Origin of the sequence: Haloarcula amylolytica (assembly GCF_049705545.1) — an archaeon.
GTDB classification, from domain to species: domain Archaea; phylum Halobacteriota; class Halobacteria; order Halobacteriales; family Haloarculaceae; genus Haloarcula; species Haloarcula amylolytica_B.
In genome coordinates, this window is record NZ_JBNAMU010000001.1 from 374,850 (window position 1) to 388,330 (window position 13,481).

The following is a 13,481-nucleotide window of genomic DNA, read 5'->3' on the forward strand; positions in this document are numbered from 1 at the left end:
GTGATTTTCTATGACAGTCGTTATCAAAGTCGGTGGCGCTCGCGCGGTCGATCCCGCGGGGGCGCTTGCGGACGTGGCATCGTTAGTGGCCGATGGTGAGCGGGTCGTCGTGGTTCACGGCGGCTCCACCAAAGTCGACGAGACGCTCGAACGACTCGGCGTCGAGCCCGAATACGTCGAGACGCCGTCGGGCGTCGTCGGCCGGTTCACCGACGAGACCACCATGGAGGTGTTCGAGATGGCCTTCGGTCACCTGAACACCCAGCTCGTCGCGGGCCTCCAGAGCGAGGGCGTCGACGCGGTGGGGCTCAACGGCGTCGACGGCAAACTGCTCTACGGACCGCGGAAGTCCGCGGTGCGGGTCGTCGAGGACGGCAAGAAGAAGATCCGCCGCGGCGACCACTCCGGGACCATCAAGCAGGTCAACGGCGACCTGCTGGAGACGCTGCTCGACGACGGGTACACGCCCGTCGCGGCACCGCCGATGGCGGGTAGCGAGGCACGAAGCGCCTCGGAAGATTCGAGCGGCGACGAGCCGCGAGAACAGATCATTCCCGTCAACACGGATGCCGACCGCTCGGCGGCGGCAATCGCCGCCGAACTCGACGCGCAGTTGGTGCTGTTGACCGACGTCGAGGGCGTCTACGCGGACCCCGACGACCCGTCGACGCTCATCGAATCGGTCGAGACGGCCGCCGACTGGGACGCCCTCGAAGCCGCCGCGGAAGGCTTCATGGGCCGGAAAACCATGGCCGCCGAGGAGGCGCTCGACGGCGGCGCACCCGAGGTCGTGGTGGCCGACGCCAACGCCGACGAGCCGATACTCTCGGCGCTCGACGGCGGCGGGACCCACGTGCATGCGAGCGCACTCGAACAGGACACAGACCAGACAGCGACGGAGGAACAATGAGCGGATTCGTCTTCAACGAGAAACCCATCGAGATCGAACGTGGCGACGGTGCCTACGTCTACGACGACGGCGGCACAGAGTACTTAGACATGGGCGCGTCCTACGCCTGTGTCCCGCTGGGACACGGCCACCCGGCGGTCCAGAGCGCCGTCACCGATCAGCTGGAGAAGATCACGTACGTCCAGGCGTCGTACCCGAACGCCGAACGGACAGCGCTGTACGACCTGCTCGCCGACACCGCACCGGACCCCATCGACAAGACCTGGCTCTGTAACTCCGGGACCGAGGCCAACGAGGCCGCGCTGAAGTTCGCCCGGTCGGCCACGGGGAACTCCAAGATCGTCGCGACGATGCAGGGCTTCCACGGCCGGACGATGGGCGCGCTGGCGACCACGTGGAAGAACAAGTACAAGAAGCCCTACGAGCCGCTCATCGGCGACGTGGAGTTCGTCCCCTACGACGACAGGGAGGCGCTCGACGAGGCCGTCGACGAGGACACCGCCGCGTTCATAGTCGAACCGGTCCAGGGCGAGGGCGGTATCAACCCGGCCTCGGACGGCTACCTCGAAGCCGCTCGGGAGATCACCGAGGACGCCAGCGCGGCGCTCATCTTCGACGAAGTCCAGACCGGGATGGGCCGGACCGGTGCGCTGTGGAACTCCCAGCGGGCCGCCGTCGCACCCGATATGATAACCGCGGCGAAAGGGCTCGGCAACGGTCTCCCCGTTGGGGCGACACTGTGCCGGGACTGGATCGCCGAGGACTACGGCTCCCACGCCTCGACGTTCTCCGGCGGGCCGGTCATCTCGGCGGCCGCCGGCGCGACGGTGTCGACTATCATCGAGGACTCGGTGCCAGGGAACGCCGCCGTGATGGGCGACTACCTCCTGACCGAACTGGAAGCGGCCATCGGCGACGATGTCCGGGACATCCGCGGCGAGGGCCTGATGATCGGCGTCGAGGTCGGCCGCGGCGCGAACGCGGCACTGAAGGAACTCGCCCTGAACCACCAGGTGCTCGCGCTGCCGGCCGGGCGCACGGTCGTGCGTCTGCTCCCGCCGCTGACCATCGACGAGGCCCACGCCGACGCCGTCGTCGACGCGATGGCGGAGGTGGTGGGATGAGCGAAGCCGCGAGCCGCGAGGCCGACACCGAGGCCCGCGACCTGCTCGAAGCAATCGTCCGCACGCCGTCGGTCTCCCGCGACGAAGAAGCGGCGGCCGAACGGCTGGTCGAGTTCTTCGAGGCCCACGGCCGCGAGGCGTGGCTCGACGAGGTCGGCAACGTCCGCGCGCCCGCGGACGACGGCGTCTTGCTCACCTCCCACATCGACACTGTCCCGGGCGATATCCCGGTCCGCGTCGAGGAGACCGACGAGGGCGACGTGCTGTGGGGTCGCGGCAGCGTCGACGCGAAGGGGCCGCTGTGTGCGATGGCCGCCGCGGCCGTCCGCACCGGGGCCTCCTTCGTCGGCGTCGTCGGCGAAGAGATCGACTCGAAGGGGGCCCGCTATCTGGTCGAGGACCGCGAGACCGCACCCGGCGCCGTCATCAACGGTGAACCCTCCGGCTGGGAGGGCATCACGCTGGGCTACCGCGGGCTACTGGCCGGAACCTACGTCGCGACCAGCGAGTCCGGCCACTCCTCGCGCCCGGAGAACAACGCGATTCAGGACGCTATCGACTGGTGGTCGGCGGTCGACGACGAGTTCGCCACGGACGAGTGGCACCCGGTCTTCGAGCGTGTCACCTGCAAGCCCGTCGAGTTCGAGGGCGGCACGTCGAGCGACGGGCTGAGCGTCGAAGCGACGATGGACGTCCAACTGCGGGTCCCGCCGGAGTACAGCACCGACGAGATCCGCGAACTCGCCGACGGGTACCTGGAGAACGGCACGGTCAACTGGGACGACAAGGTCGAACCGGTGATGCAGAGCCCCCGGACCCCGGCCGCACGAGCGTTCCGAGCCGCCATCCGCAAGCACGAGGGCGACCCCACGCTGCTTCGCAAGACCGGCACCAGCGACATGAACGTCTACGCGAAGGCGTGGGACTGTCCGATGGTGACCTACGGGCCCGGCGACTCCGACCTCGACCACGCACCGAACGAGCACCTCCCGCTCGATGAATACGACCGCTCGGTCGCGGTGCTCGAGACCGCGACCGAACGCCTGCTGGAGGACTGACATGGATATACTCGACGTCGACGACCTCACGACCGACGAACTGGCGACCGTCCTCGACCGCGCCGCGGCCATCAAGGCCGATCACGGCGAGGGGAGTCCGAGCGACCTGCTGGACCAGCAGACGCTCGGTATGATATTCGAGAAGCCGTCGACCCGGACCCGAGTCTCCTTCGAGACGGGGATGACGCAACTGGGCGGCCACGCCGTGTTCCTCGGTCCCGATGACATCCACCTGGGCCACGGTGAACCGGTCAAGGACACCGCCCGCGCGCTCGGGCGCTACGTCGATTTCATCATGGCCCGCGTGTTCGACCACGCGGACGCCGAGGAACTGGCCGAGTACGCCGAGGTCCCGGTCATCAACGGGCTGACCGACGACGCCCACCCCTGCCAGACGCTCGCCGACCTGCTGACGGTCCGCGAGCAGTTCGGCGACTTCGAGGACGTGTCCGTGGCGTGGGTCGGCGACGGCAACAACGTCTGCCAGTCCTTCGTCATCGGCGCGGCGATGGTCGGACTGGACCTCACGGTCGCCACTCCCGAGGGCTACGGCATCTCCGAGGACGTGGCCGACCGCGCCGCCGCCTTCGGCAACGCGCCCGAGACCACCCACGACCCCGAGGCCGCCGTCGCCGACGCCGACGTGGTGTACTCCGACGTGTGGGTCAGCATGGGCCAGGAAGACAAGCGCGGCCAGAAGCTCGAAGACTTCGAGGGGTTCCAGATTACCACGGACCTGCTCGGAGACCGGCCGTTCATGCACTGCCTGCCCGCCCACCGCGGCGAGGAGGTCACCGACGACGCCATCGAGTCGGACAACGCAGTCGTCTGGGACCAGGCGGAGAACCGCCTGCACGCCCAGAAGGGGCTGCTGGTGTGGCTGGCTGAGCAAGAGTAGGGCTGTCTAGCGATAGGTGTGCGGCGTGTCCGCGGCCTTCGGCCGCGGTTCCCGGAATCGCCGCGACGCGGCGATTCCGCCTTTTTCGCCCACGTTTTTGTGCGGGGGTTGATCGCTCGCCGGCGGCGAGCGCGAGGCCCCTGTAAAAAAGGTGGTTGTCTAGAAGTGCCCGAACTTGTCCCGCCGGAACACGTCGATGCTGTTGATTGTCGTCGGAGGCTCCTGTCGCATGGCGAAAGCGATGGCATCAGCCACCTCCTCGGGTTCGGTCACCTCGCCCGGTTCGAACCGCTCGTTGAACGGGGTCCCTTCCTCGGAGCCGAACTCCGACCGGACCTCGGAGGGATTGACGACGGTGACGCCGATGTCGTCGTCGCCGACCTGACCGGCGAGGCTGTGAGCGAAGCCGCGGAGCCACCACTTCGTGGCGGCGTAGACGGGATTGAACGGCCGTGGGTACTGGCCGGCGAAGCTGCCGACGAACACGAGCGAGCCGGCGGCCTCCCGGAGGTGGGGCAGTGACTCGCGGGCGGTGTAGAACGCGCCGTCGACGTTGACGCCCATCATCGTCCGGTACTGCTCGTCGGACAGCGTTTCCACGTCGGAGCCGCGGCCGACGCCGGCGTTGACGACGACGCCGTCGAGTGAGCCGAGGGTGTCGACGGTCGACTCGACAGCAGCTGTGACCTGCGCCTGGTCGCTGACGTCGGCCGGTATGACGTGGGTGTCGACGCCGTGGTTGGCGGCGATTTCGTCGGCCAGTTCAGTGAGGCGGTCCTCCCGGCGGGCAACCAACGCCACGTCCGCCCCGTCGTTTGCCAGTTTTCGGGCGGTCGCCGCGCCGATGCCAGCGCTCGCGCCGGTGACGAGTGCGGTCGTCTCTGCCAGCGGTGCCGAGGTCATGGTCGGACCCACGGGTGTCTCGGAGTTAGCGTTTGGGCTGAGCGCGTCCCGCTGTGGTGGGCGACCCCCGCGAGTCAGAAAAAGACTGACGAGGCCCGCTTGACGAAGTCGACGGGGTCGGACCGGAACTGTTCGACGTATCTGAGGGGGTCGGACTTGACGGCCTCGATGGACATCCGGCCGTTTCTGGCGACGCGGTTCAGATACCCCTGCTGGAGCATCCGGTTTTGCTCTTTGCTGTAGACGGGCTTACTCGTCTGCATGGCTATCGTCCGCGCCTGGGAGTGTGAGCTCTCGATGAACAACTTCGCCTCCGAGGACTGGTACACCTCGGCCTTGTACTCGCCGTGGTTGCCCGCGGCGACCCGCGTGGCCTTGTCCGGGTACTGCATCATGACCAGTTCGTTGTACTCGATCCCGTGCTTGTCGAGCCAGGCGGCGGTCTCGCTACGGTACTTCTCCAGCCGGCAGGTGACGATCTTCCCTATTTCCACCGAGGGAACACAGATCGGGTCGACAGTCGCGATGAACTCCCGGTATTTCGCCCCGTCGTCGTTCTCCTCGGGCGTCGGGTCGCGACAGAGGATGCCGTCCAGGTCGACGCAGGACTTCGCGAGGAAATCGTGGTGCATCATGTTCCACTCGAACACCCTCGGGAACTCCAGGGTCTGAGCGTACGTATCGACGAACCGCTCGGAGCCGCTATCCACGTACACGGCTCCGTAGTACACGTCGGCGGACAGGCGAAAGCCGCCAACTGTCGACCGTGCGTCGGTCATTGCGTTCCCGGTGTAGACGGTGTCGTCGACGACCAGTATCTTCGAGAACTCCGAGATATCGAACTCACCGTCGTACCGCTCCCCCGTCTGGAGGAGTCTCCCATCCCGGAGACCGTCGATATCCGTCATCGGGAGATTGAGATGCAGCGAGAGTAAGTTTGACACTAACATCCCGCTTCTGGGTATTCCGACGATCAGATCCAGGTCGTCTGGCAGATCAGCGATCCACTCCTGCGTGTCGGCACTGAGATGGGCGAAACTCCTGTAATTCATTGGTTTCTAGGATCGGGAAGTATTAGCATCCTCACCGTAGCTCGGACGCCACGAAGAGAGATCCGATTACTTCTTTTTAAGTGACATATGTCGGCGAGTGTTAATGCTTTTGATTTGTAACTCGCTACGACATTTAGATGAGGAGGAACGTGCTTTGTACCAACTCTAATTCCGCAGTTGGTAATTCTCCACCCGAAACAGCGCCCTTTTCGAGGCGTTTGTCAATATGGCTCACAGTACTAGTTGCTGCTGGAGTCCTGATAGCTGGCGGCCCCTCCTTAGAAATATGGGTTACTTGATATATTTGGAAACCGTTTCCACGATAGGCTTTCTGAGCCGCCGGCGACGGTTCGGAGCCAGATGGACGCGGGACAGCAATGGTTTCGCCGCGGTGAGGTTGAGGTAACGACCCAGTTTATCCGGGTCGGAATAATACAGAGGGGTATGTCTGTCAACCCGTCTCCGGATCAGTTTCACGACCTGATGGTCGACGACGAACCGGCGCTCTCGGACGTGATGGCCTGTGTTTTCGGTGTTCAAGAACACGAGGTACGGACGTATCAGACATTGCTTGAGACACCAGCAAGCACTGTCGAGGAACTCGCTGACGAACTCGGCCGGGACCGCTCGAACGTCAACCGGTCGCTGTCGACGCTCCGCGAGAAGGGGCTCGCGACGCGGAAACGACGGTTGCTCGACGGCGGCGGCCACGTATACCAGTACACCGCGACACCCCTGTCTGAGGCCCGCGAGTTGATGCACGAGACCCTCGACGAGTGGACTGCCGCGGTCCATCACCGTATCGACGAGTTCGACGCCAGCCCCAGCGAGTGATATCCTCCGCGCCGTGAGCGCCGGCGGTACGGCCGACAACCGTCCGACTTTTGCCCACTGGGAGCATGGTCCCGACAATGGCTGACCTGCAACTCACCGACGACGTGCCGCCGGTTGCCGACGACGGCGTCTGGCTGGCCTGTATCGAGTGTGGTGAGACGTTCGCTCCCTTCGACGCGATTCGCTACACCTGCGACGACTGCGACGGCCTGCTCGAGGTCCGCTACGCCGACCTGCCGACCTTCGACGAGTTCGATGGCTCGGGGGTCTGGCGGTACAACGCTGCCCTGCCCTTCGAAGAGGGTGTCACGCTCCCCGAGGGTGACACGCCGCTGCACGAGATGCCGCGCCTGAAAGACGACATCGGCGTGGACGCGCTCCGCGTGAAACACGAGGGGATGAACCCCACCGGCTCGTTCAAGGACCGCGGCATGACCGTCGGTGTCCGGGTCGCTCAGGAGGTCGGCGTCGACCGACTGGCCTGTGCCTCGACGGGGAATACCTCCGCCGCACTGGCGGCCTACGGCGCTCGCGGCGGCATGGAGACGCTCGTGCTCCTGCCCGCAGGGAAGGTCGCGGCTGGCAAGATCGCGCAGGCGAGCCTCCACCGCGCGCGCATCCTCGAAGTCGACGGTAACTTCGACCAGTGTCTCGACATCGTGCAGGACCTCGCGTCCCGCGGCGAGGCCTACCTGCTGAACTCGCTGAACCCCTTCCGCCTGGAGGGTCAGAAGACCATCGGGCTGGAGATCATGGAGGAGTTCTACGCCGACCACGGCGAGTACCCGGACCGCATCGTCCTGCCGGTCGGCAACGCCGGCAACACCGCGGCGCTGTACAAGTGCTTCCGCGAACTCGTCAAGGCCGGCGCAATAACCGAGGACCAGGTGCCCAAGCTCACCGGCGTTCAGGCCGAGGGAGCCGCCCCGATGGTCGAGGCCATCGAGGAAGGGTACGAGGACACCCGCCGCTGGGAGGACGTCGAGACCCGTGCGACCGCCATCCGCATCGGCAATCCGGTCAACGCGCCGAAGGCACTGCCGGGCATCCGGGAGACCGGCGGGACCGCAGTGGCTGTCTCCGACGAGGAAATCACCGAAGCCCAGCGCGACATCGCCGGGGAAGGCGTCGGCGTCGAACCGGCGTCGGCCGCCTCCGTCGCCGGCCTCCGGAAACTCCGGCGCAAGGGCGAGGTTGATAGCGATGAGTCGGTCGTTTGCCTGACCACGGGCCACCTGCTCAAAGACCCCGAGGCGGCCGCCGAGGCCGGGAACGAACCGGAACCAGTCGCAAACAGCACTGAGGCCGTGCTGGACCTCATCGAAGAGCCGTCGTCAGTCACGCAGACGGTTCGGCGACAGGTATCGAAGGCCGCCGACGCGCCGCTGGTCCCGGCGCTGGTTGCCAGCGGTCTCGGTGTCGCGTATCTCTACCGGAAACTCCGTTCGAAGAAGTAACGTCGGCGAACGGGCCGCCAGCAGCGAGGCGCTGCTCGACTCTCTGGCCGAAACTGACTGTGCCGGCTCTCCACTCGGTATTTTCCCGTCTTCTACCCAGTAGAAATATCCATCTGCCCCGGGAACAGCGAACCAATGGACGCACAGACCCGGGGTGCGGTACGACTGGGCGCTGCCGTCGAGCCGCCGATTACGTTGCGGATGCTACCGGTGCGGGTGGTGCTGTGACGGGCGTCTACGAGCGGGCGCTGGGCGAGGCCGCGGCCGACCTCCATCCGAAGGTCCGCGACCGCTACAGTCTCACCCCCAATGACGGGACGGTCTGTGTCGGCCGCGGCGAGATGGACATCACCCGTGGGACGCTGGTTCTTCCGGCGTTGTACGCGATGACGACGCAGAACATGCTGTTTCCCGAAGCCGGCGAGGACGTGCCGTTCTCGGTGACGACGGTGGCCTACACGACTGAGGGCGGCCACGAGGCCATGACGACCCGCCGCGCCTTCGACTTCGGCGACACCACTCGCCTGTTTGACTCGCTGACCGTCTGGGACGCCGAGGCCGAGCGGCTGCTTGACTTTCTGGGGACACACGGCCGGATCGCCAGCGAACTCCATCCGCGGGTCGAGGACGGGGCGCTCGTGGTCGCCGGCGGCCGGCAGTGGGCCCGCCTGGGCAACCGCTACGTTCCCCTGCCGGGACCGCTTGCCGCCGATGTTGAGGTCCGTGATCGCTACGACGAGGACGACGACCGGTACCACGTCACCGCGACCGTCGAGAACGACCTTGTGGGCCACATGCTCGGCTACCGCGGGACGTTCACGCAGGACCAGACTGCTGGCGACGGGACGCCCGACGAGCTACGCATCGTCCGCGGGCTCGACCGGCTCCCGCCGCGATGAGCGACCGCGTCGTTAGGTCCCGAAAACCGGAAGTTGATAGCGTCGCCCAGCCGGCCATCGGGGACGTCGCCGTGGCGGACCTGAGCGCGGTGCTTGGGACGGCGGTCTGGCTGGCGCTGACGGCTACCGGTGAACTGGACGCTATCGAGCGGGCGCTTGCACTCGCGCCGCTCGTGCTGGTCCCGCTCGCGCTCCGAACGGCGGTGATCGGGGCGTTTCAGATGCCTGAGAATCGGTTCACGACCACAGCCATCTGGCTCCAGCCGGTCGGCGCACTCCTGTTCGCGGTATCACTGGTCGTCCCGTCACCAACACCGTTGGCCGCCGCGCTCGCAACGCCGTGGCTGGTCGTCACCGGCCTCCTCGGACTTGCCGCGCTCGCACGGACTCTTCGGGACGGCCTGACGCTCCCGGAGACGGCTATCGACGCCGGCTTCGCCTACGTCTCAGTTGGTGCAATCGCGCTTCTGCTGGCTCACCTCGACCTGACGTTCTGGTTCGATCGCGTCATCATTCGATTGACCGCGGTCCATTTCCACTACGCTGGGTTCGTCCTCCCGGTCGCAGCAGGACTGACCGGCCGACACCTCGGTGACCACTCGCGAGGATTCCGTACCGCCGTCGGTGTCATCCTCGTCGGGCCGGCGCTCATCGCGGTCGGTATCGCCTTCTCGCCGCTGGTGGAGGTCGTCGCAGTGAGTGTCTTCACCGTCGCCGTCGCGGCCTTCGGCGTTGTCGTCTTGAGCCGTGTCATCCCCACCTGTCCCCAACTGCAGGGGCTCTTGCTCGGCATCGCGGCCGTGGCGCTCCCGATTTCGATGGCGCTCGCGCTCGGCTACGGGGTGTCGACGTTCACCGGCCGCTCGCTGGGTCTGACAATTTCGACGATGGTCGCGCTCCACGGCTCGCTCAACGCCTTCGGGTTCGGACTGTGTGCGACGCTCGGGTGGCGGCTCTCGGTCCAGTGACGCCAGTCAGTGCTCCGCTCGCTCCGGCTCTAACCGGTATCGCGTCGTCTCCTGCCCGTCGAACCGGGGACCGTTTCCAGTGGAGGTGAATCCGACCGCCTCGACAGCGGCCCGGACTTCTGATTCGTCTTCCGGGAGAAGCAACTCGACTGACATATGTTCCCGGCGAGCGAACTCGATGGGGTCGGAAAGCAGTTCCTCGCAGGCGTCGCTCGACCCGGCCAGTTGCGTCACGTGGACGGTCCCACGCTCGGCGTCAAAGCTCACGAAGCCCACAATCTCGTCGTCGGCCTCGGCCACGCGGACGGTGCGGTCGTGGACGAGGTTCCGCATTACGTCCGGCGGCCCGTCGGCGAGGGCGGCCAGTCGCTCGGCGTCGTCCTCGACAGCGTCGCGGATATCCATGTATGTGTGTGGGAACCCCATGCAAATAAACGGTGTGTCGCCGGCAGTTGGACGCTCCGAGTGACGCTCGCCTCCGCGGCAGCAGGTCTTCACACGACGGAATCTGCCGGGCCCTGCCGGCAGTGCGGTGCGGAAACAGATGAACACAGTTATCCCGAGCGACGGATAACGCGAGGGCAATGACTCACGTACACATGGACGCGGTGGTAGCATGCGCGTAGTCGCCAAGTTCGGTGGGACGAGCCTCGGCAGCGGCGACCGCATCAACCGGGCCGCGGACTCGATTGCCGCGGCCGTCCAGCAGGGCCACGAGGTCGCGGTCGTCGCCTCGGCGATGGGCAACACGACCGACGAACTGCTCGACGAGATCAACTACGACGCCGACTCCGCCGACCGCGCGGAGATCGTCTCGATGGGGGAGCGGACCTCTGTCCGGATGCTCAAGGGGGCACTCGCTGCCCGCGGTATCGAGGCTGTCTTCCTCGAACCCGGCAGCGAAGACTGGCCGATTATCACCGATGAGTACGGCGAGGTCGACGTCGAGGAGACACAGAAGCGCGCCCACGCGCTGGCCGGCCAACTCAAGGACGTTGTCCCGGTCATCACCGGCTTCCTCGCCGAGGACCACCAGGGCAACGTGACGACGCTCGGCCGTGGCGGCTCCGACACGAGTGCCGTCATGATGGGCGATTACATGGACGCCGACGAAGTCGTCATCGTCACCGACGTCGAGGGTGTCATGACCGGGGATCCGCGCGTCGTCGAAGGCGCTCGGAACGTCGGCAAAATCTCCGTCGACGAGCTCCGTTCGCTGTCGTTCCGCGGGGCCGAGGTGGTCGCGCCGTCGGCGCTGTCGTACAAGACCGAAGACCTGGGGGTCCGCGTCGTCCACTACCAGCACGGCGACCTGCTCTCCGGTGGGACGTCCATCGAGGGCGAGTTCCAGAACCTCATTGACCTGCAGGAACAGCCCATCGCCTGCGTGACCGTCGCCGGCCGCGCCATCCGGAACAGCCCGGGCATCCTCGCGGACCTGGCCAGTGCTATCGCGGACGAGGAGATCAACATCGAGGCCAACTCCTCGGGGATGGATTCGCTGACGTTCTACGTCGACGAAAACGACGCCGAGGAGGCCGAGGCGCTGCTGCACGCCCGCATCGTCGACGACGAGACGCTCTCGTCGGTCACCGTCGAAGACGAGATCGCTGTCATCCGCGTCACCGGCGGCGACCCCAGCCAGTCGGCGCTGGCCCACCAGGTCGTCGAACCGCTAGCTGACGCCCACATCCACCTCTACGACGTCATTACGTCCGCAACGTCAGTTTCCGTGTTCGTCCCGTGGGAGGACCGCGAACAGGCCCTCTCGCTCGTACAGGACGTGTTCTGATACTGTCGGCTGTAACTATTGCAAGATATTCCAGGCGGCGAAATTCTACGGACTTACAGCCGACAGTACGAGCTTTTAATCGGTTGAGGAGGCCTGCTCGAACCGGCTCGCGGGCAGCAGGAGTTCGCTGACCTCGGGGAGGTGTTTCAGGTTGTAGACGATCTTTGCGTCGTCAGAAACCGGTGCAGCGATACACGACAGTCGAATCCCTTTCTCGGTGAGTTCGGGCGGGAGGATGTGGCTCGCCGGCGACGGCATCTCGCCCTCGACGACCGCCACCGCGCAGTTCGTACACGCGCCGCCGCGGCAAGCAAAGGGCCACGCGAAGCCGTTCTTCTCAGCCGCTTCCAGCAGCGTGTCGTTCGGGTCGACGTAGAACCGGCCGAAGTCGGCCGAGCGCAGATCCGCCTCGGCGGCCTTCCCGAACAGGTCCTCGTCTTCGAGCGCCCAGCCGTGGTCCTCCAGCACCTCGAAGTTGAGAAACTCCACCATCGGGTCGTCCGGCTCCGGCGGGCTCTCGGGTTCGGGCTCCGGCGTCTCGTCCGGAAGCGGGTCCCCGGGCTCGTAGCCGTTCTGCAGTCGCTCGTAGGCCGTTTTCACCGCCTGGAACTCGGCCGCCGATCCGCCCTGGTCGGGGTGTGCCTCCTTCACCCGCTCGCGGTAGGCGTCGACGATCTCCCCGTCGTCGGCGTCCGGCGTGATTCCGAGGACCTCGAATGGGGACTCCACACCACACAGTAGCGGTCACGGACATAAATCCCCTCCTCCCGCTGCAGTATCTGCAGGCTGCCGGCGACGGACGACCCCTGCCCTGTCTGACTACCGACCCTGCGTCAACCGGAAGCCGATTTCCCGCGGAAGGTCGGCGTCCTCGACCGCGTCGATGACCGCGCTCGTGTCGTATTCCACGCGGTGCTCTTCGACAGCCAGGTCAGCGAGGTCGAGCACGGCGTAGGCGGCCCGGTGGTCCCTGTCGCGGGGTTGGCCCACGCTGCCGGGGTTCATCACGATCCCGTCGTCGTACACCTCGTGGTGTTGCTGGTGTGTGTGGCCCATCACGAGCACGTCCTCGTCGCCCAGCAGGTCCGGGCCGAACTCCTCGGGGAACGTGTAGTGGTCCGGGTCGTCCGGGTGGCCGTGGACGACCTTCACCCGGTCGTCACAGACCCGTCGCTCGTCCGGCAGCGCCGCCAACCACGCCATCTGTTCGTCGGATAACTGTTCCGTGGCGTGTTCGACGCCGGCCTGGGCCATCCCGTTGAACGCGAACGGCGTCTCGACGGCGACCGCTCGGTCGTGATTGCCCATCACCGTCGGGACCGCTTCGGTCGGCCAGGGAACACCGTCCGGGAGCGCGTCGGTGTGCCCGCGCATCGCATCCACACAGTCGGCGTGCCAGGGGTTGTAGCCGACCACGTCGCCCGCACAGACCAGCCCATCTACCGCCGGCATGTCCGCAAGCACTGCCGCTAGCGCCACCCGATTGCCGTGGATATCAGAGAGTATACCCAGTTTCATTGCTAGTGTCTACCCCCTGTGGGGTCTTGAGTGTCGGTCCTGGCTCAGTATTTGTGTCCGCTGTGCGT

General features: G+C 66.1%; 14 protein-coding genes. 9 read left to right on the forward strand and 5 right to left on the reverse strand.

Features of this window, described 5'->3' with window-relative positions; genetic code table 11:
• Positions 1 to 10 precede the first annotated feature (10 nt).
• Genes ACOZ4H_RS01985 through argF form a run of 4 tightly spaced genes read left to right on the forward strand, consistent with a single transcriptional unit; the run spans position 11 to position 3,990 of the window.
• Complete coding sequence (locus ACOZ4H_RS01985; RefSeq protein ID WP_424327733.1) at positions 11 to 910, forward strand: acetylglutamate/acetylaminoadipate kinase; 900 nt, start codon at positions 11 to 13, stop codon at positions 908 to 910.
• Positions 907 to 2,034: an aspartate aminotransferase family protein gene (locus ACOZ4H_RS01990; protein ID WP_424327734.1), complete on the forward strand. Its 1,128-nt coding sequence runs from the start codon at positions 907 to 909 to the stop codon at positions 2,032 to 2,034. The genes ACOZ4H_RS01985 and ACOZ4H_RS01990 overlap by 4 nt, the downstream gene beginning before the upstream one ends.
• Entirely contained in the window at positions 2,031 to 3,092 is a 1,062-nt protein-coding gene (locus ACOZ4H_RS01995; RefSeq protein ID WP_424327735.1) for a [LysW]-lysine hydrolase, read from the forward strand. Before ACOZ4H_RS01990 ends, ACOZ4H_RS01995 begins: the two co-directional genes overlap by 4 nt.
• A 1-nt stretch (position 3,093) precedes the next feature.
• Complete coding sequence (argF, locus tag ACOZ4H_RS02000) at positions 3,094 to 3,990, forward strand: ornithine carbamoyltransferase (RefSeq protein ID WP_424327736.1); 897 nt, start codon at positions 3,094 to 3,096, stop codon at positions 3,988 to 3,990.
• A 159-nt stretch (positions 3,991 to 4,149) separates the two neighbouring features.
• Here the strand turns inward: argF and ACOZ4H_RS02005 are convergent, their stop codons facing one another.
• Both ACOZ4H_RS02005 and ACOZ4H_RS02010 read right to left on the reverse strand, forming a co-directional pair.
• A complete protein-coding gene (locus ACOZ4H_RS02005) occupies positions 4,150 to 4,893 on the reverse strand; it encodes an SDR family oxidoreductase (RefSeq protein ID WP_424327737.1) in 744 nt (247 codons plus the stop codon).
• 74 nt (positions 4,894 to 4,967) lie between these two features.
• On the reverse strand, positions 4,968 to 5,945 hold the full coding sequence (locus ACOZ4H_RS02010; protein WP_424327738.1) for an orotate phosphoribosyltransferase: 978 nt from the start codon (positions 5,943 to 5,945) through the stop codon (positions 4,968 to 4,970).
• 444 nt (positions 5,946 to 6,389) lie between these two features.
• Here ACOZ4H_RS02010 and ACOZ4H_RS02015 point away from each other — a divergent pair, with 444 nt between their 5' ends.
• From ACOZ4H_RS02015 to ACOZ4H_RS02030, 4 genes are all read left to right on the forward strand, one after another.
• Positions 6,390 to 6,779: a helix-turn-helix domain-containing protein gene (locus ACOZ4H_RS02015; RefSeq protein WP_424327739.1), complete on the forward strand. Its 390-nt coding sequence runs from the start codon at positions 6,390 to 6,392 to the stop codon at positions 6,777 to 6,779.
• A gap of 65 nt (positions 6,780 to 6,844) precedes the next feature.
• Entirely contained in the window at positions 6,845 to 8,236 is a 1,392-nt protein-coding gene (thrC, locus tag ACOZ4H_RS02020; protein WP_424327740.1) for a threonine synthase, read from the forward strand.
• 224 nt (positions 8,237 to 8,460) lie between these two features.
• Entirely contained in the window at positions 8,461 to 9,135 is a 675-nt protein-coding gene (locus ACOZ4H_RS02025; RefSeq protein WP_424327741.1) for a DUF4166 domain-containing protein, read from the forward strand.
• Positions 9,132 to 10,103, forward strand: a complete 972-nt coding sequence (locus ACOZ4H_RS02030) for a YndJ family protein (protein WP_424327742.1) — start codon at positions 9,132 to 9,134, stop codon at positions 10,101 to 10,103. Before ACOZ4H_RS02025 ends, ACOZ4H_RS02030 begins: the two co-directional genes overlap by 4 nt.
• A gap of 6 nt (positions 10,104 to 10,109) precedes the next feature.
• Here the strand turns inward: ACOZ4H_RS02030 and ACOZ4H_RS02035 are convergent, their stop codons facing one another.
• Positions 10,110 to 10,508, reverse strand: a complete 399-nt coding sequence (locus ACOZ4H_RS02035) for a hypothetical protein (RefSeq protein WP_424327743.1) — start codon at positions 10,506 to 10,508, stop codon at positions 10,110 to 10,112.
• A 211-nt stretch (positions 10,509 to 10,719) separates the two neighbouring features.
• Here ACOZ4H_RS02035 and ACOZ4H_RS02040 point away from each other — a divergent pair, with 211 nt between their 5' ends.
• A complete protein-coding gene (locus ACOZ4H_RS02040) occupies positions 10,720 to 11,895 on the forward strand; it encodes an aspartate kinase (RefSeq protein WP_424327744.1) in 1,176 nt (391 codons plus the stop codon).
• 75 nt (positions 11,896 to 11,970) lie between these two features.
• Here the strand turns inward: ACOZ4H_RS02040 and fer are convergent, their stop codons facing one another.
• Both fer and ACOZ4H_RS02050 read right to left on the reverse strand, forming a co-directional pair.
• Positions 11,971 to 12,624, reverse strand: coding sequence for a ferredoxin Fer (fer, locus tag ACOZ4H_RS02045; protein ID WP_424327745.1), 654 nt, complete (start codon positions 12,622 to 12,624; stop codon positions 11,971 to 11,973).
• Between the two features lie 90 nt (positions 12,625 to 12,714).
• Positions 12,715 to 13,413 (reverse strand): metallophosphoesterase family protein, encoded by a 699-nt coding sequence (locus tag ACOZ4H_RS02050; RefSeq protein WP_424327746.1) that lies wholly within the window; start codon positions 13,411 to 13,413, stop codon positions 12,715 to 12,717.
• Positions 13,414 to 13,481: the final 68 nt, after the last annotated feature.

Excerpts from the sequence above, each read along its gene's own strand:
- ACOZ4H_RS01985 (WP_424327733.1), top strand. The coding sequence starts at position 11 with ATGACAGTCGTTATCAAAGTCGGTGGCGCTCGCGCGGTCGATCCCGCG.
- ACOZ4H_RS01990 (WP_424327734.1), top strand. The coding sequence starts at position 907 with ATGAGCGGATTCGTCTTCAACGAGAAACCCATCGAGATCGAACGTGGC.
- ACOZ4H_RS01995 (WP_424327735.1), top strand. The coding sequence starts at position 2,031 with ATGAGCGAAGCCGCGAGCCGCGAGGCCGACACCGAGGCCCGCGACCTG.
- argF (WP_424327736.1), top strand. The coding sequence starts at position 3,094 with ATGGATATACTCGACGTCGACGACCTCACGACCGACGAACTGGCGACC.
- ACOZ4H_RS02005 (WP_424327737.1), bottom strand. The coding sequence starts at position 4,893 with ATGACCTCGGCACCGCTGGCAGAGACGACCGCACTCGTCACCGGCGCG.
- ACOZ4H_RS02010 (WP_424327738.1), bottom strand. The coding sequence starts at position 5,945 with ATGAATTACAGGAGTTTCGCCCATCTCAGTGCCGACACGCAGGAGTGG.
- ACOZ4H_RS02015 (WP_424327739.1), top strand. The coding sequence starts at position 6,390 with ATGTCTGTCAACCCGTCTCCGGATCAGTTTCACGACCTGATGGTCGAC.
- thrC (WP_424327740.1), top strand. The coding sequence starts at position 6,845 with ATGGTCCCGACAATGGCTGACCTGCAACTCACCGACGACGTGCCGCCG.
- ACOZ4H_RS02030 (WP_424327742.1), top strand. The coding sequence starts at position 9,132 with ATGAGCGACCGCGTCGTTAGGTCCCGAAAACCGGAAGTTGATAGCGTC.
- ACOZ4H_RS02035 (WP_424327743.1), bottom strand. The coding sequence starts at position 10,508 with ATGGATATCCGCGACGCTGTCGAGGACGACGCCGAGCGACTGGCCGCC.
- ACOZ4H_RS02040 (WP_424327744.1), top strand. The coding sequence starts at position 10,720 with ATGCGCGTAGTCGCCAAGTTCGGTGGGACGAGCCTCGGCAGCGGCGAC.
- ACOZ4H_RS02050 (WP_424327746.1), bottom strand. The coding sequence starts at position 13,413 with ATGAAACTGGGTATACTCTCTGATATCCACGGCAATCGGGTGGCGCTA.